At 48.4% G+C, this 23,636-nt stretch carries 23 protein-coding genes; 16 read left to right on the plus strand and 7 right to left on the minus strand.

What is annotated here, in order from left to right; all coding sequences use genetic code 11:
• The first annotated feature begins 151 nt into the window (after window positions 1–151).
• The 11 genes from ilvD to LTAR_RS07490 are packed head-to-tail and all read left to right on the plus strand — an operon-like array spanning window position 152 to window position 12,798.
• Complete coding sequence (ilvD, locus tag LTAR_RS07440; RefSeq protein WP_062421571.1) at window positions 152–1,819, plus strand: dihydroxy-acid dehydratase; 1,668 nt, start codon at window positions 152–154, stop codon at window positions 1,817–1,819.
• Window positions 1,820–1,854: 35 nt separating this feature from the next.
• Window positions 1,855–3,579, plus strand: coding sequence for a biosynthetic-type acetolactate synthase large subunit (gene ilvB / locus LTAR_RS07445; RefSeq protein WP_062421572.1), 1,725 nt, complete (start codon window positions 1,855–1,857; stop codon window positions 3,577–3,579).
• Window positions 3,580–3,586: 7 nt separating this feature from the next.
• On the plus strand, window positions 3,587–4,123 hold the full coding sequence (ilvN, locus tag LTAR_RS07450; protein ID WP_062421573.1) for an acetolactate synthase small subunit: 537 nt from the start codon (window positions 3,587–3,589) through the stop codon (window positions 4,121–4,123).
• Between the two features lie 33 nt (window positions 4,124–4,156).
• A complete protein-coding gene (gene ilvC / locus LTAR_RS07455) occupies window positions 4,157–5,221 on the plus strand; it encodes a ketol-acid reductoisomerase (RefSeq protein ID WP_062421574.1) in 1,065 nt (354 codons plus the stop codon).
• 3 nt (window positions 5,222–5,224) lie between these two features.
• Window positions 5,225–6,859, plus strand: a complete 1,635-nt coding sequence (locus LTAR_RS07460; RefSeq protein WP_062421575.1) for a 2-isopropylmalate synthase — start codon at window positions 5,225–5,227, stop codon at window positions 6,857–6,859.
• A 16-nt stretch (window positions 6,860–6,875) separates the two neighbouring features.
• On the plus strand, window positions 6,876–7,199 hold the full coding sequence (locus tag LTAR_RS07465; RefSeq protein WP_062421576.1) for a hypothetical protein: 324 nt from the start codon (window positions 6,876–6,878) through the stop codon (window positions 7,197–7,199).
• Complete coding sequence (leuC, locus tag LTAR_RS07470) at window positions 7,174–8,595, plus strand: 3-isopropylmalate dehydratase large subunit (RefSeq protein WP_062421577.1); 1,422 nt, start codon at window positions 7,174–7,176, stop codon at window positions 8,593–8,595. Before LTAR_RS07465 ends, leuC begins: the two co-directional genes overlap by 26 nt.
• 16 nt (window positions 8,596–8,611) lie before the next feature.
• Window positions 8,612–9,205: a 3-isopropylmalate dehydratase small subunit gene (leuD, locus tag LTAR_RS07475; protein ID WP_062421578.1), complete on the plus strand. Its 594-nt coding sequence runs from the start codon at window positions 8,612–8,614 to the stop codon at window positions 9,203–9,205.
• A gap of 10 nt (window positions 9,206–9,215) precedes the next feature.
• On the plus strand, window positions 9,216–10,787 hold the full coding sequence (gene cimA / locus LTAR_RS07480; protein ID WP_062421579.1) for a citramalate synthase: 1,572 nt from the start codon (window positions 9,216–9,218) through the stop codon (window positions 10,785–10,787).
• Between the two features lie 4 nt (window positions 10,788–10,791).
• Window positions 10,792–11,850 carry a 3-isopropylmalate dehydrogenase gene (gene leuB, locus LTAR_RS07485; RefSeq protein WP_062421580.1) on the plus strand — a complete coding sequence of 353 codons (1,059 nt, stop codon included), beginning with the start codon at window positions 10,792–10,794 and terminating at the stop codon, window positions 11,848–11,850.
• A 27-nt stretch (window positions 11,851–11,877) separates the two neighbouring features.
• Window positions 11,878–12,798, plus strand: a complete 921-nt coding sequence (locus tag LTAR_RS07490) for a branched-chain amino acid transaminase (protein WP_062421581.1) — start codon at window positions 11,878–11,880, stop codon at window positions 12,796–12,798.
• 325 nt (window positions 12,799–13,123) lie between these two features.
• Here the strand turns inward: LTAR_RS07490 and LTAR_RS07495 are convergent, their stop codons facing one another.
• Window positions 13,124–13,813: a hypothetical protein gene (locus LTAR_RS07495; RefSeq protein ID WP_062421582.1), complete on the minus strand. Its 690-nt coding sequence runs from the start codon at window positions 13,811–13,813 to the stop codon at window positions 13,124–13,126.
• A gap of 64 nt (window positions 13,814–13,877) precedes the next feature.
• On the opposite strand from LTAR_RS07495, the gene LTAR_RS07500 reads away from it, so the two are divergent.
• Window positions 13,878–16,328 carry a DUF6311 domain-containing protein gene (locus LTAR_RS07500; protein WP_062421583.1) on the plus strand — a complete coding sequence of 817 codons (2,451 nt, stop codon included), beginning with the start codon at window positions 13,878–13,880 and terminating at the stop codon, window positions 16,326–16,328.
• A 12-nt stretch (window positions 16,329–16,340) separates the two neighbouring features.
• On the opposite strand, the gene LTAR_RS07505 is transcribed toward LTAR_RS07500, so the two are convergent.
• The 5 genes from LTAR_RS07505 to LTAR_RS07525 all read right to left on the minus strand — a co-directional run bounded on the left by LTAR_RS07505 (window position 16,341) and on the right by LTAR_RS07525 (window position 19,343).
• A complete protein-coding gene (locus tag LTAR_RS07505; protein WP_062421584.1) occupies window positions 16,341–16,697 on the minus strand; it encodes a hypothetical protein in 357 nt (118 codons plus the stop codon).
• Between the two features lie 64 nt (window positions 16,698–16,761).
• The gene (locus tag LTAR_RS07510; protein ID WP_062421585.1) at window positions 16,762–17,367 is read right to left on the minus strand and encodes a hypothetical protein; all 606 of its coding nucleotides are present in this window, start codon (window positions 17,365–17,367) and stop codon (window positions 16,762–16,764) included.
• Between the two features lie 134 nt (window positions 17,368–17,501).
• Window positions 17,502–18,158, minus strand: coding sequence for a PAQR family membrane homeostasis protein TrhA (trhA, locus tag LTAR_RS07515; RefSeq protein WP_062421586.1), 657 nt, complete (start codon window positions 18,156–18,158; stop codon window positions 17,502–17,504).
• Between the two features lie 140 nt (window positions 18,159–18,298).
• A complete protein-coding gene (locus LTAR_RS07520; protein WP_062421587.1) occupies window positions 18,299–19,021 on the minus strand; it encodes a DNA alkylation repair protein in 723 nt (240 codons plus the stop codon).
• Between the two features lie 19 nt (window positions 19,022–19,040).
• Complete coding sequence (locus tag LTAR_RS07525) at window positions 19,041–19,343, minus strand: hypothetical protein (protein ID WP_062421588.1); 303 nt, start codon at window positions 19,341–19,343, stop codon at window positions 19,041–19,043.
• A 124-nt stretch (window positions 19,344–19,467) separates the two neighbouring features.
• On the opposite strand from LTAR_RS07525, the gene LTAR_RS07530 reads away from it, so the two are divergent.
• The 4 genes from LTAR_RS07530 to LTAR_RS07545 all read left to right on the plus strand — a co-directional run bounded on the left by LTAR_RS07530 (window position 19,468) and on the right by LTAR_RS07545 (window position 22,884).
• Window positions 19,468–20,325 (plus strand): DegV family protein, encoded by an 858-nt coding sequence (locus LTAR_RS07530; RefSeq protein WP_062421589.1) that lies wholly within the window; start codon window positions 19,468–19,470, stop codon window positions 20,323–20,325.
• Between the two features lie 180 nt (window positions 20,326–20,505).
• Window positions 20,506–20,862, plus strand: coding sequence for an RNA recognition motif domain-containing protein (locus LTAR_RS07535; RefSeq protein ID WP_081419881.1), 357 nt, complete (start codon window positions 20,506–20,508; stop codon window positions 20,860–20,862).
• 30 nt (window positions 20,863–20,892) lie between these two features.
• Window positions 20,893–21,102 carry a cold-shock protein gene (locus LTAR_RS07540; RefSeq protein ID WP_062421591.1) on the plus strand — a complete coding sequence of 70 codons (210 nt, stop codon included), beginning with the start codon at window positions 20,893–20,895 and terminating at the stop codon, window positions 21,100–21,102.
• A 255-nt stretch (window positions 21,103–21,357) separates the two neighbouring features.
• Window positions 21,358–22,884 (plus strand): hypothetical protein, encoded by a 1,527-nt coding sequence (locus LTAR_RS07545; RefSeq protein ID WP_062421592.1) that lies wholly within the window; start codon window positions 21,358–21,360, stop codon window positions 22,882–22,884.
• A gap of 326 nt (window positions 22,885–23,210) precedes the next feature.
• On the opposite strand, the gene LTAR_RS07550 is transcribed toward LTAR_RS07545, so the two are convergent.
• The gene (locus LTAR_RS07550) at window positions 23,211–23,558 is read right to left on the minus strand and encodes a hypothetical protein (protein WP_062421593.1); all 348 of its coding nucleotides are present in this window, start codon (window positions 23,556–23,558) and stop codon (window positions 23,211–23,213) included.
• Window positions 23,559–23,636: the final 78 nt, after the last annotated feature.

The following is a 23,636-nucleotide window of genomic DNA, read 5'->3' on the forward strand; positions in this document are numbered from 1 at the left end:
TTCGGCTCTCATTATTATTGAGAGCCAATTTCAAGTTCGGGCGAGCGAAGCGAGGGTGTAGAAGACAAACACCAACAAGCTTACAGAATAAAGTAGTAAATCAACCGCCCGGACAGCCTCCGGGCGGTTTTCTTATCAATCGGAGGTAATTGTGAGATCAGACAGTATCAAAGTAGGATATGAACACGCTCCACACCGCGCCCTTCTACGGGCAACAGGCGTTACCAATGCCGACATGTCAAAACCCTTCATCGCTGTAGTGAATTCCTACGTTGATGTTGTCCCCGGGCATGTGCATTTACAGGAGTTTGGCAAACTGGTGAAGGATGCCATCCGGGCTGCCGGCGGCGTTCCCTTTGAGTTCAACACCATTGCCGTGGATGATGGTATTGCCATGGGGCACGCCGGAATGAAATTCTCTCTGCCATCGCGTGAATTGATCGCCGATAGCGTGGAGACCATGATGGAAGCCCACCGTTTTGACGGTATGGTGTGCATCCCGAATTGCGATAAAGTCATTCCGGGAATGTTAATGGCAGCGATGCGTTTGGACATCCCTGCCATTTTTGTTTCTGGTGGTCCTATGGCCGCCGGCCGAACCCCGGATGGCGAAGCCCTTGACTTGATCTCTGTGTATGAGGGCGTAGGTGCTTACCAGAGTGGAAAGATTGATGCAGACCGGTTGAAAATGTTGGAAGAGAATGCATGTCCGGCTTGCGGTTCTTGTTCGGGAATGTTCACTGCCAATAGTATGAACTGTCTGATGGAAGCGCTGGGTATGGCACTTCCCTACAATGGCACAGCCCTGGCAAAAACAGCTGAACGGGAAGACATGGCCAAACGTGCAGGTGCACTCATTATGGATTTGGTGGAAAAACAAATCACGCCGCGAATGATCGCCACTTTGGATGCTTTTGATGACGCTTTTGCTCTGGATATGGCTATGGGCGGATCCACTAATACTGTATTACACGGCATGGCTGTTGCCCATGAAGCAGGCATCGATTATCCCCTTGCACGTCTTAATGAAATCTCCTCAAAAGTTCCTCACCTGTGCAAAGTCAGTCCGTCGGGCAAATGGCACATGGAAGATGTCCACCGAGCCGGTGGTATCCCTGCCATCTTGAATGAGGTGCATAAATCAACCGGATTGATACACCTTGACCGGATCACAGTCAGCGGAAAGAATTTACGCGAAGCGGTGGAAAAAGCTGAAATTAAGGATGATGATGTTATTCGCCGGGCAAATAATGCCCATTCCGCCAGCGGTGGACTTGCGATCGTATTTGGCAATCTGGCGCCCAATGGTGGTGTAGTTAAAACAGGCGGCGTTTCTCCCTCAATGCGTAAGTTCACCGGAACAGCCCATATCTATGAATCACAAGATGAAGCCCTGGCCGGTATTCTCGCCGGACAGTTGAAGGGTGGCGAGGTGGTCGTCATCCGTTATGAAGGACCCCGCGGCGGCCCCGGTATGCAGGAGATGCTTAGTCCAACAAGCGCCATCATGGGAATGGGTCTTGGTGAAAAAGTAGCCCTTATAACCGACGGCCGCTTCTCAGGAGGCACACGTGGAGCCTGCATCGGTCATATTTCACCCGAAGCTGCTGCCCGCGGTCCTATTGCCGCCCTAAAAGAGGGTGATGTCATTGATATCGATCTGGAAGCACGCTCATTAAACGTTCGACTTTCAGACGAAGAAATCCGGCAGCGTTTGGTCACCCTGCCACCATTTGAACCACGCACCCAGAGCAAGTGGTTGCGGCGCTACACCCATTTTGTCACCAGCGCTGATCACGGTGCTGTTTTGGAAGATTAGGTTTATTCCCCCCAAGGAATTAAGGAGAGAGACAGATGAAACTAACAGGTGCTCAAATTGTCTGGGAATGTTTGCAGCGTGAAGGGGTGGAAGTTGTCTTTGGATACCCTGGCGGCGCCAGCCTTCCCATCTATGATGCCCTGCATGATTACAACATCCACCATGTACTGGTTCGCCATGAACAGGGTGCTGCCCATATGGCCGATGGTTATGCCCGGGCCAGCGGAAAGGTTGGTGTTGCCCTGGCTACCTCTGGCCCCGGTGCCACGAACCTGGTGACTGGCATTGCCACGGCAATGATGGACTCTGTTCCGGTAGTTTTCATTACCGCCCAGGTGCATAGCAAACTCATCGGCTATGATGCCTTTCAGGAAGTAGATGTTACCGGTATTACCCTGCCAATCACCAAACACAATTATCTGGTGACAGATGTGAAGGATATCGCCCATACTCTGCGCGAAGCCTTCTATATTGCCCGAACCGGCCGCCCCGGACCTGTTCTGGTGGATATCACCAAAGACGCCCAGCAAAATTCTATCGAATATGACCCTGATAGCGAACCCATCCACCTGCGCGGGTATCGTCCAACAGCACTTCCAGTAGAGGATGACATTCAGAAAGCCGTCACTATGATTCATTCAGCCAAACGGCCTGTCATTCTAGCCGGACACGGCGTTTTGCAAAGTGGTGCCATGAAAGAGGTCCTGGAATTTGCCGAACGCACCCAGACGCCGGTAGCCATGACCCTTCTGGGTATCAGCGGATTCCCGGCCAGCCACCCGCTCAACCTGGGGATGATGGGCATGCATGGAGAGGCCTGGGTCAATCATGCCATCCAGGATGCTGATTTGTTGCTGGCGTTTGGCATGCGTTTTGATGACCGTGTCACCGGTGATGTGCGCCGTTATGCCACCCATGCCCGCAAGATCCATATTGACATCGATCCGGCGGAAATCAATAAGAACGTCAGAGTAGATCTGGCTCTGGTTGGTGACCTGAGCCAGACATTGGAACAGATTCTGAAACATGTGAAACCCGGACGTCATGATGAATGGCTGGCTTCGATCAATGAAATGAAGGGCAGCAGCTCTGTCCGTGATATCCAGAACCTGCCCGATAACGGCCATCTGTATGCCGCCCATGTGATCAATGATCTGTGGAACATCACCAAAGGTAACGCGGTAATTGTCACTGATGTTGGTCAGAACCAGATGTGGACTGCCCAGTATTACCGTCAGGACAATCCCTCTCAGTTCATTACGTCCGGCGGCCTGGGGACCATGGGTTTTGGACTTCCTGCCGGTATTGGCGCCAAATTCGGGCAGCCAGATAAGGAAGTCTGGGTGATCTGTGGTGACGGCGGCTTCCAGATGACACAGGCCGAACTGGCCACAGCTGCTCAGGAAGGCATCAAGGTCAATATCGCCATTTTGAATAATGGTTACCTTGGCATGGTACGCCAGTGGCAGGAATTCTTCTATGACCGGCGTTATTCCGCCACCCCCATGAAGAGCCCCGATTTTATCAAGATCGCAGATGCCCACGGTCTGACCGGCATGCGGGTCACCACCCGTGCGGATGTTGAAACAGCCATCCAGACAGCCAGAGAAACGGAAGGGACAGTGGTCATTGATTTTCGGGTCGAAAAAGAAGACAGTGTTTACCCGATGGTACCTACCGGTTCCGAATTGAAAGAGATGATCCGCCGCCCTTTACCGGCAGCGGTCGCGGTCAATGAAGCTGTAAAGGTTGAGGCCTAGAACCGTCATGAATCACACGATCGTAGCCCTTGTGGATGATGTTCCCGGTGTATTGAACAGGGTGGCTTCCCTCTTCCGCAGGCGTTCTTTCAATATTGAATCATTGGCCGTTGGCCATACGGAAAATCCCGGCGTGTCGCGGATGACAATTGTTGTCGACAGCGACGATACCAGTATCCTGCGGTTGATCTCTTACCTGTACAAGCTGGTGAATGTGATCCAGGTGGAAGATCTGACAACCAAACCCTGCGTCACTCGGGATCTGGCATTGATAAAGGTCAAGGCCGATACAGAAAATCGTGCCCAGATCACACAGATCGTGGATGTATTCCGTGCCCGCATTGTGGATATTTCCAACAGTTCTTTCATCGTTGAAATCACCGGCGATGAAGAAAAAATTGAAGGCTTCATTGAAGTCCTGCGTCCCATTGGCATTATTGAGATGGTACGAACCGGACGTGTTGTACTGGCTCGCGGGGCGGCCCCGTTATATGCCAGTGAAAAAATTATTGATACCGAAAAGCTGGCAACCGCTGCCGGCTAGACGATACAAAATTCATCCAGGAGACAGAGTAACATGGCAAAAATGATTTTTAGCGGAGTTGAAGAAGAAGTTGTAACCCGGGAAGAGTTCCCCCTTGAAAAGGCACGTCAGGTTCTCAAGAACGAAACAGTTGCCGTTCTTGGTTATGGTGTTCAGGGTCCCGCCCAGGCAATGAATATGCGTGATAACGGTATTAACGTCATTGTTGGTGTGGGTGACAAGAATAAATATCCCGATTGGGCCAAAGCCGAAAAAGACGGCTGGGTACCCGGAAAAACACTCTTTTCGGTAGAAGAAGCCTGTGAAAAAGGCACCATCATCCAGTACCTGATGTCGGATGCCGCCCAGAAACTTCTCTGGAACACGGTAAAACCATACCTAACCAAAGGGAAAGCCCTCTATTTTTCCCATGGATTCTCGATCGTCTATAAAGATCAAACCGGTGTTATCCCTCCCGCCGATATTGATGTCATCATGGTAGCTCCCAAAGGTTCCGGTACCAGTGTTCGCGCCAATTTCCTTGATGGCAGTGGAATCAATTCAAGTTTCGCGGTTGAACAAGATGCCACCGGAAAGGCGCTTGACCGCACCCTTGCCCTTGGCATTGCTGTTGGGTCCGGATACCTTTTCCGAACCACTTTCAAGCATGAAGTTTACAGCGACTTGACCGGCGAACGCGGTGTTCTCATGGGCGCTCTGGCTGGCATTATGGAAGCCCAGTATGCCACCCTCCGTTCCCACGGGCATTCTCCGAGTGAATCCTTTAATGAGACAGTAGAAGAACTTACCCAGAGCCTTATTCGCCTGGTTGGTGCCAACGGAATGGATTGGATGTATGCCAATTGCAGCACCACCGCCCAGAGAGGCGCACTTGACTGGCGCCACGAATTCCGCAAAGCCACAGAACCGGTGTTTGAACGCCTGTACAAGAGTGTTGAAAGTGGTGAGGAAACCCGCATCGTCCTCGAAGCCAACAGCAAGCCAGACTATCAGATTGGTCTGAACAGAGAATTGAAGGAAATGCGCGAATCTGACCTGTGGACCGCCGGAGCCATGGTTCGCTCCCTTCGCCCGGAAAACCAGAAAAAAGGTAATTAAGACATGTCAACTGCGGACAATAACCGTGTAAGGATTTTTGATACCACCCTGCGGGACGGTGAACAGAGTCCCGGGGCGACCATGACCAGCGCTGAAAAACTGGAAGTGGCCCGCGGTCTTGCCCGCATGGGTGTCGATATTATTGAAGCCGGGTTCCCGGCGGCATCACCTGATGACCTGGAAGCCGTCCGGAAAATCGCCGATGAAGTCGGGAATTCGGCTGATGGTAGTACACCACCTGTCATTTGTGGACTGGCACGCTGTTCGAAAAATGATATTGACAAAGCCTGGGAAGCTGTGAAGTCAGCTGCCCGGCCGAGGATTCATACATTTTTGGCCACATCCGACATCCACATGGAATATAAGCTCAAAATGACCCGTGAACAGGTGGTCGAGAAAGTGCGCGATATGGTGTCTTATGCGCACAGTCTGTGTGACGATGTTGAATTTAGCCCGGAAGATGCCGGACGCAGCGATCCCCAATTTCTCTATAAAGTTCTCGGTGTAGCGATTCAGAGCGGCGCCACCACCCTGAACATTCCGGATACAGTGGGATACACCATGCCAGCCGAGTTCGGTGCATTGATTTCTGGGATCATCCAAAATACACCCGGTGTTGAAAAAGCCGTTATTTCCGTCCATTGCCACAACGATTTGGGATTGGCTACAGCCAACACCATCGCCGGCCTGCAGGCTGGTGCCCGCCAGGCAGAAGTTACCATCAACGGTATCGGCGAACGCGCTGGAAACACGGCCCTTGAAGAAGTAGTGATGGTCTTACAGACCCGCGAACCGATTTTCAAACTCACCACCGGGATTGATACCACTCAGATCGTTAAAATGAGCAAGCTGATCAGCAACTACACCGGCATAACCGTCCAACCTAACAAGGCGATCGTCGGTGCCAATGCTTTTGCCCATGAAGCCGGTATTCACCAGGATGGCATGCTCAAAAACCAGCAGACTTACGAGATCATGCGGCCTGAATCTGTTGGAGCTTCTCTCAGCAAACTGGTTTTGGGCAAGCATTCAGGAAAACATGCCCTGAAAACACGTCTGGAAAGCCTGGGTTATGAACTGGGTGATGACGAGCTGGTGAAAATGTTTGAACGCTTCAAGATGCTGGCTGATAAGAAGAAAATGATTACCGATGCCGATCTTGAAGCTCTGGTTTCAGATGAACTGTACCAGCCGCGTGAACTGTACTCTCTTGATGGTTTACAGGTGGCCTGCGGCACAATGGGTATGCCTACCGCCACCGTTCGACTACGCGACCCGGAAGGTGAACTGCATGTACAGGCCTGTGTGGGTACTGGCCCTGTGGATGCGGCTTTCAAAGCGATCAATGCCGTCATCCAATTTCAAAATTCTTTGCAGGAATTTGTTGTTCATGCTGTAACTGAAGGGATTGATGCTCTCGGAGAGGTAACCGTCCGTCTGCAGGGTGAAGGTGAAACAGCCAACGTTGGACTGCAGCCAGATCAGAACCAGCCGCGCACATTTGGCGGGTATGGAGCAGATACAGATATTGTTGTTGCCAGTGCCAAAGCTTACCTTTCGGCGCTGAATAAGATGCTGGTTGCCAGCGGACATTACGGTCCGCCGGAAAAAGCATCGACTGAAGCAATTGTCTATTGATCCAAAGGAGTGAGATATGAATACAAGAAGCACAGTGTTGGTTGAACCCAGTGTGGCAAAGATGCTGGATCCCTACAGCAATCCGCGCACCATCCCGGGCGGTTGGGATGTGTCTGCCATACAACGGATCCATCTGCCGGAAGCCGGTCGAAAAGTTGTAGCTGAACCCAGTGTGACAAAAATGCTGGATCCATTCAGCGCCCCGCGGACTATTCCGGGTGGTTGGGATGTGTCTGCCTTCACGCCATCGGAAAAAAACATCGTCGAGACCTACGGTGACTCATCATTCCAATCCGGTAATACAGCAGGGAAGAATGAGCCCAGCAAAAACACTCTTTAATAAAATCTGGGAAAAGCATATTGTGGCACAGCCGCCCGATATGCCGGCGGTGCTTTATATTGATCTTCATCTGGTCCATGAAGTCACGTCTCCCCAGGCTTTCGAGGGATTACGAGAGCGTGGGTTGACAGTACGCCGCCCTGAACGAACGGTTGCCACAATTGATCATGCCATCCCAACCCGGTCAAACGGAACGCCTGAAAGCCGCCTGGATTTCGCCGATGAGTTATGTGTGAAACAGATTCACCAATTGGAAGCGAACTGCCGTCAGTTTGGCATCACTTTAAATGGTTTGCAAAGCGAAGATCAGGGTGTGGTTCATATCATCGGGCCTGAACAGGGACTTACCCAGCCCGGAATGACCATTGTGTGCGGAGACAGTCACACAGCCACCCATGGCGCTTTTGGTGCACTGGCTTTTGGCATTGGCACCAGCGAAGTCGAGCACGTTTTAGCCACCCAGTGCCTCTTGCAGCGTCGCCCAAAAACTATGGAAGTACGTGTGGATGGCCAGCTTGCGAAAGGTGTTTCTGCAAAAGATGTCATTCTGGCGCTCATCAATAAAATTGGTGTTGGCGGCGGAGTGGGTTATGTTATTGAATACACCGGTGAAACCATTCGGGCTATGTCAATGGAAGAGCGCATGACAGTCTGTAATATGTCGATTGAAGCTGGTGCCCGCGCCGGGATGATCGCTCCGGATGAAACCACATTTGAGTACCTGTCTGCCCGTAAATATGTTCCGCGGGGAGATGCCTGGGAACAGAAACTGGCCGAATGGAAAGAACTGGTTACTGATTCCGGCGCCGAATATGATGCCCGGGTAGTGATTAATGCTTCAGAACTGGAACCCATGATAACCTACGGTACCAATCCGGGAATGAGCATTTCCATTTCCGAAAAATTACCAAAAGTCGAATCGTTTAAAGACGATAACCAGAAGGCCGGTTTCGAAAAAGCATTGACCTATATGGGCTTGAAATCCGGTCAAAAACTGGCAGGTCACAAAATCGATGTGGTCTTTATTGGCTCCTGTACCAATGGACGCATTTCTGATTTGCGTCAGGCAGCCTCTGTTTTGAAAGATTGGAAGGTGGCTGATGGATTGCGGGTGCTTGTCGTGCCGGGATCACAGGAAGTTAAACGACAGGCAGAGGCAGAAGGTTTGGATGCAATTTTCAAAGCCGCCGGTGCAGAATGGCGAGAACCTGGTTGCAGTATGTGCATTGCCATGAATGGTGATCAGATTGAGCCGGGTCAATACGCTGTAAGCACAAGCAATCGCAATTTCGAAGGCCGTCAGGGAAAAGGCGGACGCACCTTCCTGGCAAGCCCGCTGACGGCAGCTGCATCGGCTGTCACCGGCCGGGTGACCGATCCCCGAACGTTGTTATAGACAGAATTGAGTCTCCATGGAACCATTTAGAACGATCCATTCACGGGTGGTGGTGATACCGGTGAACGATATTGACACAGATCAAATCATCCCCGCCCGATTCTTGAAGGTAACCGATAAAAAAGGCCTGGGAGCCAATCTTTTTGCCGATTGGCGATACCTGCCGGATGGAAAACCCAACCCTGATTTCATCTTGAATCAACCTCAAAGTCAGGGTGCTCAGGTTCTGTTGGCCGGTGATAATTTCGGCTGCGGTTCATCCCGTGAACATGCGCCCTGGGCATTAACCGGGTTCGGCTTTCGGGCGGTTATTTCCACATCATTTGCAGATATCTTTCGGAATAACTCATTGAAAAATGGTTTGTTGCCGGTGCTTGTGGATGTTCAAACCCACCAAAAACTGGTGGATATGTTCACGGAAATTCCTGATGCACACCTGACCATTGATCTTGAGAAAAGTGAACTCGTAATGCCAGATGACAGCCGGGTTAATTTTCCGATCGATGCATTCTCGAAGAATTGTCTGTTGAATGGCACCGATGAGCTGGGATATCTTCTCGGGATGGAAGCGCAGATTTCATCCTATGAAAAGCTGAATTTCAGCGGATAGGGATGGGAAAATGATCCAGATCTATGACACCACCCTTCGCGACGGAACTCAACGCAAAGATATTTCACTCTCTGTCAGCGATAAGATGAATATTGCCCGCCGGTTGGATGACCTGGGGATCGCTTTTATCGAAGGCGGTTGGCCAGGTTCCAACCCGAAGGATGTTGAATTTTTTCAACGGGCGGCGAAAACGACCTGGAAGAATGCCAAGATCGCGGCCTTTGGCAGTACATGTGCCGCCAATAAGCAGCCGGATGAGGATGCCAACATCCGTGCCCTTCTGGAAGCCGAAACACCCTATTGCACCGTGGTCGGCAAGACATCAGTGCTGCATGTGACGGATGTACTGCGCACCTCGCTGGATAACAACCTGCGAATCATCGAACAGAGCATTGCCTATCTTACTTCTCAGGGACGGTCGGTCATCTATGACGCCGAGCATTTTTTTGATGGTTTCAAGTTGGATCCTGCATATTCAATCGAGACTCTCAAGGCTGCACAACGCGGCGGAGCTGAAACCCTGGTGCTTTGCGAAACCAACGGCGGTTCCATGCCCTGGGAAGTCAGTGAAATCGTACGTCAGGTGAAAGAAAAATTGGATGCTCCTCTGGGAATCCATGCGCATAATGACAGCGAATGTGCTGTGGCCAACTCCATTTCTGCTTTACGGGAAGGCTGCATTCAGGTGCAGGGTACCATCAACGGATATGGTGAACGTTGCGGCAATGCCAACCTGTGTTCCATCATCCCCAACCTGGAATTAAAAATGGGATTGAAAACCCTGCCAGATGGGCAATTGAAGAATCTCTTTGACCTTTCCCATTATGTGGCTGAAGTGGCCAACCTCTCGCCTGATGAACATCTGGCGTATGTAGGACGGGCGGCCTTTGCACACAAAGGTGGTATTCACGTAGCGGCTATGCGCAGGACAACCCGGTCTTACCAACATGTTGACCCCGAACTGGTGGGAAACCGCATGGAGGTGATCGTTTCGGAGCTTTCGGGCAAGGGAAATCTTGTCAGCAAGGCAGAAGAATACGGTATTACCCTGGAAAATGAAAGTCAGGCTGTGGAAGTGCTTCAAACAGTCAAACAGCTCGAAGCCAAAGGATTCTCCTTTGAAGCGGCCGAAGCATCCGTGGTCATGCTCTTTAAACGACTGGAAAAGAATTACAAAGCTCCATTTGAACTGATCGATTTTGCCGCAGAAGTGGAACATCGCCGCGGCAGGGGAATCTTCTCTGAAGCCACTGTAAAAGTGATGGTGGATGATCAGGTGATGCACACGGCGGCAGAAGGGAATGGCCCGGTTAATGCGCTTGACCTGGCGCTTCGAAAAGCGCTGGTCACACATTACCCTGCAGTAGACAGTTTCCACCTGTCAGATTACAAAGTCCGTATTTTGGATGGTAAGAATGGCACCAGTGCCACCACCCGAGTTTTGATCGAAACAAAAAATGAGATCAAGACCTGGAATACGGTTGGTGCGGGCACCAATATCATAGAAGCGAGCTGGCAGGCCCTGGTCGATTCGATAGAATACGGCCTGGCGGTAGTTCATCCTGCCAGTCAGGGAGTGTAAATTCATGCAAGCAAAAATCATCTTACTGCCCGGTGACGGAATCGGTCCCGAGGTGGTGGCAGCGGCCGTCCGTGTTCTTCAGGCTGTGGAGAAAAAGTTTGGCCATTCTTTCCATTTTGAGAAACAACTCATCGGCGGGTGTTCCATTGATGCTTCCGGCGTTGCTCTCACTGATTCGGCATTGAAAGCCTGCCAATCGGCTGATGCTGTTCTCCTCGGTGCTGTAGGCGGCCCCAAATGGGACGATCCTCTGGCCAAAGAACGTCCTGAAAAGGGATTGCTGGCGTTGCGTAAAGGGCTGGGGGTATTTGCCAATCTGCGCCCGGTGAAGGTTTATCCTTCGCTGGTGGGGGCGTCTCCTCTTCGGCCAGAGAAACTGGCTGGTGTGGATATGGTTGTGGTACGCGAATTGACTGGTGGCCTTTACTTCGGTAAACCAAAATGCCGTGAGCAGATTGACGGCCGCACCCATGCCGTGGATACCATGGAATACATGGATGATGAGATCCGCCGGATTGTGGATATGGCGTTTCAACTGGCTCGCGGCCGCCGAAAAAAAGTCACATCGGTAGACAAAGCGAATGTGCTTGAGACGTCCCGTCTGTGGCGCCAGGTGACGGCTGATGTGGCGGCCGGTTATCCGGATGTGAAGCTGGAAAACATGCTGGTGGATACCGCTGCCATGCGTCTCGTGTCTAATCCGGCGGAATTTGATGTGCTGGTGACCGAGAATATGTTCGGCGATATTCTCACCGATGAGGCTGCCGTCCTTTCTGGCTCGATGGGGCTGCTGCCGTCTGCCTCACTGGGCAGCGACGGACCCGGTCTCTATGAACCGATTCATGGTTCTGCACCGGATATTGCTGGTAAAGGAATTGCCAATCCGATTGGTACCATTTTGAGTTCGGCATTTTTGCTGCGTTATTCATTGAAATTGGAAAAAGAGGCATCTGCCATAGAAATGGCTGTAGAAAAAACCATTGCTTCTGGCCGGTTGACGGCTGATCTGGGGGGGACTGCCAACACGACTGAGGTGACGGATTCAATTCTTGATGTTCTGTAAACTTTTTCTTTTATCGGAGGTAGTAGCATGGCTTCATATCCAAAATTCGTGTGGATGAACGGAAAAATCGTTGAAACAGAAAAAGCAACAGTCCCGTTTTTTAACACGACACTGCACTACGGCGCCGGCGTGTTTGAAGGAATTCGCTGTTATGCCACATCCAAAGGTCCGGCTGTCTTTCGGTTGAAAGATCATATGGACCGCCTGATCAACTCGGCACGCATCATTGGGGTTCGAGATTTTCCCTTCACCTCAGAAGAGCTTTGCCAGGCCACAAAAGACATCATCAAGGCGAATGGCTATTCATCCTGTTATATCCGTCCGCTGCTTTACCTGGCCAGCCCTCTTCCGTCGCTTAATCTGGATGACGGTAAAGCGGCTGTGGGCATCGGCGTCTGGGAAATGGGGGCTTATCTTGGCCAGGAACAGATTGAAAATGGGTTGAAAGCCAATGTGGCTTCCTTTACACGGCATCACCCGAATGTCTCGATGACCAAAGCTAAGGTGACAGGCAATTATGCCAACAGCATTCTGGCCAAGACCGAGTCCATCCGCCTCGGGTATGATGAAGCCATCATGCTGGATCCCTCCGGCTATGTGGCCGAATGCACAGGAGAGAACGTCTTCCTCGTGCGTAAAGGGCAGCTTTATTCTCCGATCACCGCAGATACCCTGGAAGGGATCACCCGCGATTCACTGATGACGCTGATCAAAGAAATGGGATACTCTGTAACCGAAACGATGATTGGGCGCGATCAGCTCTATATTGCCGATGAGGTTTTTATGTGCGGCACAGCGGCCGAACTGACCCCGGTTTCGGAAATAGACGGTCGGGTTATCGGTTCCGGCAAAATGGGGCCCATCACCCGCAAAATTCAGACAGAGTTCAAAAAAGTAGTAAACGGGGAACATCCACTTTCTACGAAGTGGTTGGATTACGTAAATTAGTCTCCCCACACCGGTCTTTCTTCATTTCCAAAATGGAAGTGGAGAATCATCACCTCAAGAATTTTTTCTTGTGAACCAAATCGTAGGGGTGGACGGCCGTCCACCCCTACCTGTGGTGTTATGCATGAGGGGGCGGAGTTGAAACCTTTGCTTGGCTTCTTCTGGCGACTGAAAAATTTGTCTTTACATGATAGGAAAAGCCGGGGAATGTGCTTTCGCGATGCTTTTGTATTATTTCTGCCGTAAAGGTGGACGGCCGTCCACCCCTACGGATTGCATATCGAATTGGGGCGTGGAGGAATAAAGCCACGCCTTGAATTTCTCGTTATTTTTTAAATAATACAACAGCGTTATCTTTTGCTTTGGCACTTTCGGCCAACTGCAATTCCACTATCTCCATGCCCTCTTCCGGGATGGCAAAGGCAAAATCGGCTTCACCCACGGTATCGGTTTTCTCGCTGGCATAAAAACCCTTCAATGCACCGCCTTTGGAATTCCACCCTTCCAGCACTAATTGTTTTTCTCCATTGGAAAACGTGACAATCACATAGGTATTGGTACTGATGACCTTATTGTAGATGGCGTTGACATCGGCCATGAAGTAAATATTGGCCGTATTCTGTCCCTTGTTAAATTCATATTCCTTGCCGGTGGTGGCATTGGGATCAAGCGGAATGACCTTGCTGCCTATTTCCATCTTCACAAACTTGAAGTTGACATTTTTATACGAAGCCACATTGACGGAAGCAGCCGCCGGAGTGACCTTGTTAAAATTGGTGTAATCTGGCGTTGGCGTGATGGTGGGAGTCGGAGTGGCGGAAGGAAGAGGAGTCTCCGTAGCTGTGGGCGGCGGCAGGGGGGTATTTGTGGCGGCTGCCTCCATAATGGCTTTCTGCGTGAGGGCTGCCATCGTCTGGGCAACGACCTGGTTTTGATCGCTGCCACAGCCAGATATCAATCCTCCGACGAGAATAAATCCCAGGCTTACGAATATCAGTTTGTGTTGTGTTTTCATTCTGTCCCTCCTCAGGAACGACTAAAAAAGTGCAGCCTGACCTGATCTACCTGGCTAAACAAGAATGCCAATTACTACCTTGATGGATAAAAATAGTTATCTAATTCTATCAAAACTCAGATCGAATCGTTCCATCCTGTATGGATTTGTGTTCCAGCCGGGTACAATAACCGGTATGATGAAGAGAATTAATTCTGATGAAGCCATCCGAATAACCGTATCTCTGTTGCTGGGTGGTTTGCTGGCCTGGCTCTTAAAGGATATATGGGCTCCCTGGATACTGGCTGGTGGAAGTTTTTCACAGCGAAGCCTGTATGTGAAGATCTTACTTGTGGGTATCTCCACTGTTTTCTTTTCACTGGCTATCCGTGGGATTATTCGGATTAATGACAGCATAAACGATCAATCCATAGTCAAACCGCGCAATCTTCTGGCAATCCTTGGCGGATGTACCGGTGCCCTTATTTTTTATCTTGTCTATGGAACCGGAACTCTGGATACCGGCCGGGTGGACTGGCTGTTTAACCTGGGGGATAATGCCCAACATTATCTCGGGTGGGTTTTTTACCGCAACGATCCCTGGATGTTTCCCATTGGGTTTAGCTGCAGTCTGGGGTACCCCACCGGCACCTGTATGTGTTTTACGGATTCCATCCCGCTAATCGCCATTCCTCTCAAACTGATCAGTTTTCTTCTTCCGGCTACCTTCCAGTATTTTGGATGGTGGACGCTGCTTAATTTTGTATTGCAGGGTGCCTTTGCAGCGCTCATCCTTTATGAAGTCTCTCGACGACGGTTAGCCGCGTTGATTGCCCCGCTATTTTTTTGCCTTGCTGACATTTTCCTCTTCCGGGTTTTTCGGTATACCCCTCTTTCCGGCCAGTGGATTGTTTTATTTGCCATATATCTATATTTCCTGAATAAGAAAGATGGACAAAACAACCATCTCTGGCCGTTGGTTCATGGGATGGCCGTGTTAATTCAGGGGTATTTCTTCGTAATGACCTTTGTGATCTTTTGTGGGACGCTTCTCGAAAGGTACCTGAAAGATCGGAAAATTTTGCCCATCCTCAAAGAATTTGCCATCAGCCTTGGATCTACCGCCATATTGATGTGGCTGGTTGGCTTCTTTACCGCTTCTGTGGATATGTCTGACGAAGGTTTGGGGTATTTCAAAGCCAACCTGAATGCTTTCTTCAATCCCTTATCAGGTTGGTCGCGTTTCTTTTCTCCATTACCCTTGGCCGAAGGAACTTATCCGCTCAATGTGAACTATCTTGGATTGGGCATCATCCTGTTGTTTCTTCTGGGGTTGGTTTCATGGTTTTTTTGGAAGAAAAAATCACTGCGGCAGATGCTGGTTGGAAATATCGGATTGTTTATCATCATCCCGGTCCTTGTTATCTTTGCCCTCAGCAACGTGGTGACGTTCAACGACCGGATTCTCTTCAGCTACACGCTTCCTGAACCACTCCTGCGGTTGTGGGGTGTGTTTCGGGGAACGGAACGTATGCTTTGGCCGGTGTTTTATCTTGTTTTTATCTTTGCCATCAGCCAGACGGTCAACATCTCCCGGCGGAACTGGGTGGGTGGCCTCATTTTACTGGCAGCTTTCGGCGTTCAACTGACCGAAGTGATGCCGCAGCTACAGCGTTTCCATACAGAATTTGCTGAACCGCAGGGGAAGCAAACCACCCTGAAGTCTGACTTTTGGTCAGATGCAGCCAGTCAATTCAATTCTGTGGTGATTTTGCCGCTCAGTTTGCAGAACTGGGATAGATTGACACAGTATGCGGCAGAAAACCATATGAGAATCAACTATTCTTATTATGCCCGATACAGTCCATCCATCGGGCCGGCGGCTGCAAAGAAAGAGAAAGAATTAAAGAATGGGGATACTCTCACGGGTGAAATGTACATTATCAAAAGCCCTGAATTATTGCATTCCGTTTGCCAGAAATACGGACGTGATGCGTTTCTTGCCTATGTTAATCAGGAATGGGTATTGGCACCTGGCTTCAGCAGGAACCCGATGGATTATCCCGATATTTCCATTACAGGCACCAATTCCAATTGTCTCGCTCTTCCCCTGGATGATTTCATCACGAAATATCAAGATAAAATACTGGTCCTTTCAGTCATGAAAGATGTCTCTACGCTGGCTAATGAGGCCGTTAATGCAACTTTTCGGAATCTCGGACTTGAGATTGGACTACCATCCAGAGCAGGAATGAGTTTTGCGGCTGTGCTTTTCCGGCATAAGGTGCAGTTTGTAAAAACATCTGAACAAAAAGTTGAATTTTCGGCTCAAAAAGGAAACAGTTTATCGGATTCCACCTGGCCGATTGATCTGCATCTGGTCAGTGCCGGAGAAATATCTGGTGAGGAACAGGCTGTAATAGAAATTAATCACCGTGATTATTCTTACCATCAAAATGGGTTGAATCTCGTTGTTGTTGATCCGGCAACAGGCAGTGTTATAGATACGGCATTATTCTCCCCGACAGAACCATAAAAATCCTGGTCATCAACCGGGTTTTTCCACGTAATTGACCGGCGCTTTGCTGCCGTTACCGAATTCCAACCAGTGGACACCGGTTGTCCCCAGATCAGTCATACCGGTGAAACGGACAATCCACCGCCGTGATCGCTCGCCCTTACGAAGACTGTGGAAATTACCCATATAAATACGATTGATCCTGAGGGTCTCATCTCTGTAATACACGATTACCTTGTCCACTTTTCGAACCAGTTCGGGATTTAAAATCCAGTTTCCTGTTTCCCCCTCACCGGTGTTATCCACATGAAAATCCTGTCCGTGGGTAAAAAAGACGATGGCAGACTGATTGGGTTCCAACAACTCACGGGCTGAGGATAATTTCATGGCATGCTTGTCCTTTCACAGAAAGCCAATCATACCCTGAATTTGAAAAACTACCGGAGATGATCTACCGTTGTTCGACAAGCGCCATCACATTATCGGCGAAGATGGAAAATGTTGATTCCCAGACTTCCAGAGCCGCCTCTCCTTTGGGGGTCAGGCTTGGGCAGCAAAGATCAGGCAGATGAGCGGGATCTCTGGTATCCCGGATCTTAATCCGGGTTAGGTATCCCTCGTTGACCATTCCAAGAATGAGTTTGATGTAACCGGAAGGTGGTAGATTCAGGTCAAAAAGAGTGGGAAGTCTGTGATGATCGCGAACATCAACCAGAACTCTGGTGAATTGTGGTGACTCGAGTTCGTCGCTGGTGGCCAGGCATAAGGCCCGGGAAGCGCCCGGCAAGCTGCCAATCTTTTCTGCCAGGGTGGGATCTGCTTTCTGTAAATGTCGAAGATGAATACGTACTGATTCGGCATCCAGTTGATGACTGTAGCACAGGCAAAGCATGATCTGCGATTTCACATAACTGTGCGGCAAGTCAACAGCCATCAGGAAATTTGGGAGGGCGGCCTCCCAGAGATGCTGCCTGGCCTGTTCCATGCCCATGGTAAAAGCTGATTTGATCTCGGTAGCCTGTTTCTTATCCGCGAACAAACTTTGTAGAAGACTCATGGTTCCTCTCCAATCATCGTCTTCGGTTTGTACGTCAAATCCCCTCTTACCTATACTATACATTTTTTAAACAGCAGATTGCAAGAGTGAAAAAATCGGCCGGAAAATTCCGACCGATTGAATTTGAAAGTGAATCAGGCCAGGCCAGTGTATGGGACGATATAAGCTGCAACCATGATGAAATGGCACAGGCAGCCCAGGATAATAAAGATATGGAAAACTTCGTGAAATCCAAAAATGCCGGGAAAGAAATCCATCTTTTTTGAAATGTAAATCACAGCCCCAAAGGTAAAGAAAAAACCGCCGGCTGCCAGCCAAATGATGGCACCCACGGGCATTGTGGTCAAAATTTGCTGGATGGCAAACACGGCCAGCCATCCCATAACGAGATAAATTCCGGCATTTAACCCTCTGGGTGCATGAATCACGCACAACTTCACGGTAATACCTATCAAAGCGAAAAGCCAGACAACAGCAAGAAATCCCCAGCGGAAATACCCTGTAAAGAATGTGAGGCAGATGGGGGTATAGGTACCGGCAATCAGAAGGTAGATGGCAGAATGATCGAATTTACGCAGTTTCAATTGTTTTTCCGGAGTGGTACGAACCAGATGGTACGTGGCACTGGCCGAAAACATCAATGTGAGAGTCACACCGTAGATAAGGAGCATTAGTTCTTTTTCAGGATCACCCCTTGCGATAATGAGAAGGACGATGGTTCCGAGGGCGGAAAGTACCGCAGATACCAGATGGGTCAGGCCGCTGACCGGATCGCGAAATTTTTCTGTCATGATGAATTCGGCTTTCGATGTTAAAGGATGAAGTTGCCCTTTACTGTATCGCTGCCGAAGTAGTTAATCATGTGCCGAAAGTGAGAACCGGTGCAGGAAACAGGTGATATTGTCGAGTTGTTCAGATATAGGAACCCCGGTCATTTGGCCCGTTTGAACAATGCCTTTTGATCCGCCGTCATTTTTTCTGTGGCATACTGAAAAATCAACCGCGGAGCTGAATCTTTCCATTGAAACAGAAAGGTTTCCACTGGTTCGGGATTCAGTTTCCAGGCTTCACGTAAAAACCATCCCAGTCCCTGATGAACAACTTTTTCAGGATATAACATCATCGGGGAAAGAAAATCTAAAAGCTCCCGGGTACGGCCAAATTTCTTAACAAATTTTATAAGACTTACCGGCACGACCCGCCTTTTCCACTTTGACTCCGCCGTCCGCCAGTCAGAAAAAGCTGTAAATGGAACAATCCCTTTCAACAGGAACTTTGAAAAAATACTCACGGCCAGCATATCGGCATGTGCCCAGTTACGTACACCATAGTCCAGCCACGACCCGATCCGTTCAAACGTGGCCGGTTGATATTCCCTGGAAAAATCAGTGACAAACATAAGGGCAAAACTGGCTTCTTCGTATTTCCCTGATTTCATCAGCAAATCACCCAGCGCCAGAAAATCGTCAAACCCAAAGGTTGGCTTATATTTCAATAACAAAAGTTTATGTTCTTCATTCATGGCTTTTTGGGAAATGCCATAAGGATCATAACCTTCCACAAAATATCGCCTGTGTTTTTCTGCTATGGTTTTATCCGCATTTTTCAGGCAAAACTCTCTGATTTCGTATGCAATATTTTCAATGGATGTCACAGATTGCCTCCTTTGGTAATTAAAGGATCAAACCCAACACAAAGATACCCAGCATTACCAGGCAAAGAATAAGACGATTGATTCCTGATGCAGTTATGGATGTGTCTGAAGAAAGCCGGGGTGCCAATTTGGAAAGAATAATCCACGCCATCGGTAATGCCGATATCAATAGAATGGTTGGAACAAGCCATTCACCTAATGGTGGAATCTGGTACGCATACAGCCAAAACGCCTCATGAAGTATATGGGCACACAACCAGAAAAGGAACCCGGTTATCATTGTCAAAATCAACGTTAATGCCCGATACATATTTGTGGTCATATTTCACTCACTAAAAAGAATAAGAAAACAGCTTTCCACGACGAGAAAAATTAATCCAATTCTCATCTATATGTTTTCGATATGGGATTAAAATTTATTTTATTATTATTTCCCGGGTAAACTCATGAATGACAACCATATAGCCGTTATTGCTGATTCAACGTGCGATATTCCACAGGACCTCATCTCTCAATATGGGATCGGAGTTGTTCCTCATTATGTGATCTGGGGAGACCATGAGTATAAAGACAGGGTGGATCTTCAGCCTGAGGAATTCTACCGCCGGTTGGAATCGGATCCTGTTCGCCCTACCACGGCTCAGGCAACAGAAAAGGACTTTGAAAAAGCGTTTACGGCGGCTGTAGAAAAAGGCGCATTGGAAATAGTTGTTCTTACCGTAAGTAGTGCCATGAGCGGAGCCTATCAGACAGCATTAAATGCTGCCAAATCATTTTTTGTGCCCGTCCATGTGATTGATTCTAAAGGTCCTACGATGACTCTCGGATGGCAGACCCTGGCGGCAGCTCGTCTGGCGGAAGCCGGTGGGGATATTCAATCCATAATTCAAAAAGCCAACCAGATTCGCCATTCCCTGACACAGGTGGTGGGAATGAATACCATGGAATATCTTAAAACCGGCGGACGCATCGGTGGAGCTGCCATCTGGTTGGGTGCTCATCTGCAAATCAAACCGATTGTCTCCATTAATCATGAGACAGGGTTGGTTGAACCGGAAGGAATTGCCCGAACCCACAACCATATGATGGATATGGTATTTAATACTTTTATCCGAAAAATGGGAGGAAAGACCCCCGATCATGTAGCCGTATTGCATGGAAATTCTCTGGAAGATGCTGGCAAATTAATAGAACGGGTGCAGGCAGAGTTCTCGCCAAAGGAAATTCTTACAAATATTACGGGTCCGGTTCTTGGGATCAATACAGGTCCCCGGGCTGTGGCACTTTGTGGTTATGCTGAGTAGGGAATAAGTACATTTGTCCTGAACATGCCGGACATTAATCCTGTATCGCGTATCCATACAGGCAATTCTGTGTTATACTATCTGTGCAATAAACGAGGGCTTGTGTGCAAATGTCGCCAGACCTTATTTGCGAGGTTGGCGGCATATTTTTTCTGAAACACCCCCAAAGGAAGAAATTTGATGGATGTAAAGTTGTATGTCGGTAACATTTCGTTCTCTACTACAGAGGACGAATTGCGTACCCTGTTTTCACAGGCTGGCACGGTTAAAGCTGCTGATGTGATTAAAGATCGCGAATCAGGCAGATCAAAAGGCTTCGCCTTTGTAACCATGAGTACCCAGGAAGAGGCTGAGGAAGCTATCAAGAAATTCAATGGCTTCAGCTTTGGCAGCCGTGAATTAAAAGTCAATATCGCCCGTCCCAAAGAAGAAAGTGGACGCGGTGGATATGGCGGCAACCGCAACAGCGGTGGTGGATATGGTCGTAACCAGGGTCGTAACGGTGGCGATAATCGCTACGGCGGCTTTGGACGGTAATAGTTTTTTTAGAAGAAAGTTGGAGAAAAAATGGCAGATCGTGTAGTTGGTACAGTCAAATGGTTCAATAATGACAAGGGTTATGGTTTTCTTTCCCAGGAAAATGGCGCTGATGTTTTCGTACATCATTCCGTGATCCAGGGCGAAGGTTTCCGCACCCTCACCGAAGGACAGAAGGTGGAATTCTCCATCGAAAAAGGCCCCAAAGGCCTTCAGGCTGCAAACGTAGTAAAACTCTAGTTCTTTTCAGCCTTTTCAACCCCCCGCGATGACCGCGGGGGTTTTTTTTATTAAAATCCAGGCAGGATGAGTGTGCCTCATTCTTGATAGGTTTCGTTTTTTCAAAAAAAGGTAAAATTATTATTGGCAAGGGCGGATATTCATTGATCCGGGTAATACACGCCAGTAGATAAAAGGAAATTAGTGAAATACATACTATTACTCCGTCTGGAATGATTCCAGGTGGATTCAATTTTAATTGGAGGGAACCTGACCATGCTGAACAAATGGGAAAAGGGGAATCTGAAAGTCTTTCAGACTGACTTAATACATGGATACCGGTCAAAATATCCGATATCAAGTTCACAAATAAATTGTCTCAAGCTGGTTCTGTTATTTGCGTCTTTTTACGGTTATTTCAGTATTTTTCAAAATGCCTGCATTGACGATGCGTACATTACTCTCGATTATGTTCGATCCATAGTCGGGCACGGTGTCTGGGGGATTACGCCTGCGCATGTGACCAATACAGCCACTTCACCACTGAATGTGATCCTTCTCTCTTTATTGGGATTGGTCATTAAAAACTTCACCCGGTTGCCCGTAATTCTGGCTTCCATCAGTTTTGTTGTCATTTTTCAATGTATGGATCGTATCGCTGTTCGATTGCCAGGAGGACAAATATTCGGCTGGCTAACAACATACCTTCTATTACTTAATCCTTTGCTTTTATCTACTCTGGGTATGGAAAGTATCCTGTTTTCATCGTTGATAATTGCTTCACTGTATTGTCTTGTATATCAAAAATGGAATTGGTTGGCCGTTGTTCTCGGGTTGCTTGTACTTACCCGGATGGATGGAATTTTGCTTGCCTGCATTCTATTCTTTAAAATCCCTTTTCGGAAAAACCGTTTGAAGTTCATATGTCTAATACTACTGGTAACCTTGCCCTGGTTTCTTTTTTCCTGGGTGCAATTGGGGTCATTCATTCCAGATACTTTTTTTATAAAAACGCTTCAGTCTCACTGGGGACATTATGAGTTTTCTGATGGGATTTCCTTATATTTTGAACGATATCCTTTTGAATCGTTTTTGTCATTTTTCATATTACTTTCCTGTATCGCCATGATCTTTCGGCCTATTCGAACGGCTGAGGTTCCGGGAGTGGTTTTCTTATACGGTCTTTCCCATTTTGCGGCATATTCGTTTCTGCATGTGCCTCCATACCACTGGTACTATGCACCTGAAATCGTGTCTGCTACGATAGTTGGCAGCTTTGCTCTTGGAATCTTGTATGAAAATGTTGCAACTTATAAATGGAAAACGATTGTTGTTCGAGGTTTCATATCGGTGTTAATACTCATTCCTGCCGCAGGATTGACTGTGATTTTAGCCAATCAACAGTTTAAAATGGCGGAAATGCCCATTCACACCAACAGAGCTTCTCAAGAGCAGTACAAACAGATTGGGATTTGGATTAAAGATAATTGCGCAGATGAGAACCTGAGATTAAACGGGGAAATTGGCACCCTGTCTTATTATTGCGACTGCACCCTGATGGATTGGTTTGGTGAAAGAGGCTGGCTGGTGAGCATAGTCAATGAACAGAAAAAAGCTGATGGCCCAGTGGCGGCTCTTTTTCGGTTCAATTTCAGATTTCTAAAAGACGATTCTCGCAGTTCCTCATATTCGCAACAGATTACAGCGTATATTGACAGAAAAACCGCAACAGACCCATTTATCAGACGATGGGAAACAACAACTCGATGGACTCCGAACAGTCTGGTGACTTTAAGTGATTGATAAAACCCGTAAACCAGGAAGTTTGCCATTAAAATCTACAGAACAGATTGGGTTTCCTGTTTTCATAATCAATCGCAGGGGTCCAATTGTCATCTCGAGATAATTCAGATCTGCAACGGTCAAACCGACACTATCACGATTTATACACAGACGGATGCTGTATAAAAAAATAGCAAAAGGACAGGCCGAGACCCATCCTACTGCTATTCATAGAATGTTCTTTTGACGTCAAACCACAACAGACTTAACAGGAACCTGATCAGCTCAAGTTTTTTAATATGAAAAAACGGGTTGGACTACAATTCCCCAACCCGTCTTTTTGATGTCTATTTGGCTTCACGGGTATTGAAATCAACTTCCAGAAGAGCATCGATGATATTACAGACGCCCTGAAGGGTGATGAAGCAGGTGGCGCCAATCAAGAAAGGTGTGACCAGGTTGGTCACCATCCAGAGCCGGGGTGATGCTGCCTTAAGTAGTTCGGCAAGCTTGGCACCCTGGGAAAGTTCATTGAGGTTATAGAGATTGCCCGCAATAATGGCGACAAATCCAGCCAGAACAACCCACGAGATAATCCGGGCGGCAGAAGCCACCAGGGTGAGGGCTTTTACTTTAAAGAATACCGGTTCATTTTCATCAATATCAACTTCTGGGGTTTCAATTTCATCAGACATGATTTTCTCCAATTCAATAGATGAGCAAGTCTATCACAGAAGTGACGAGCATATCAGAAAACAACTGTGATTTCATGA

Origin of the sequence: Leptolinea tardivitalis (assembly GCF_001050275.1) — a bacterium.
Taxonomy (GTDB): domain Bacteria; phylum Chloroflexota; class Anaerolineae; order Anaerolineales; family Anaerolineaceae; genus Leptolinea; species Leptolinea tardivitalis.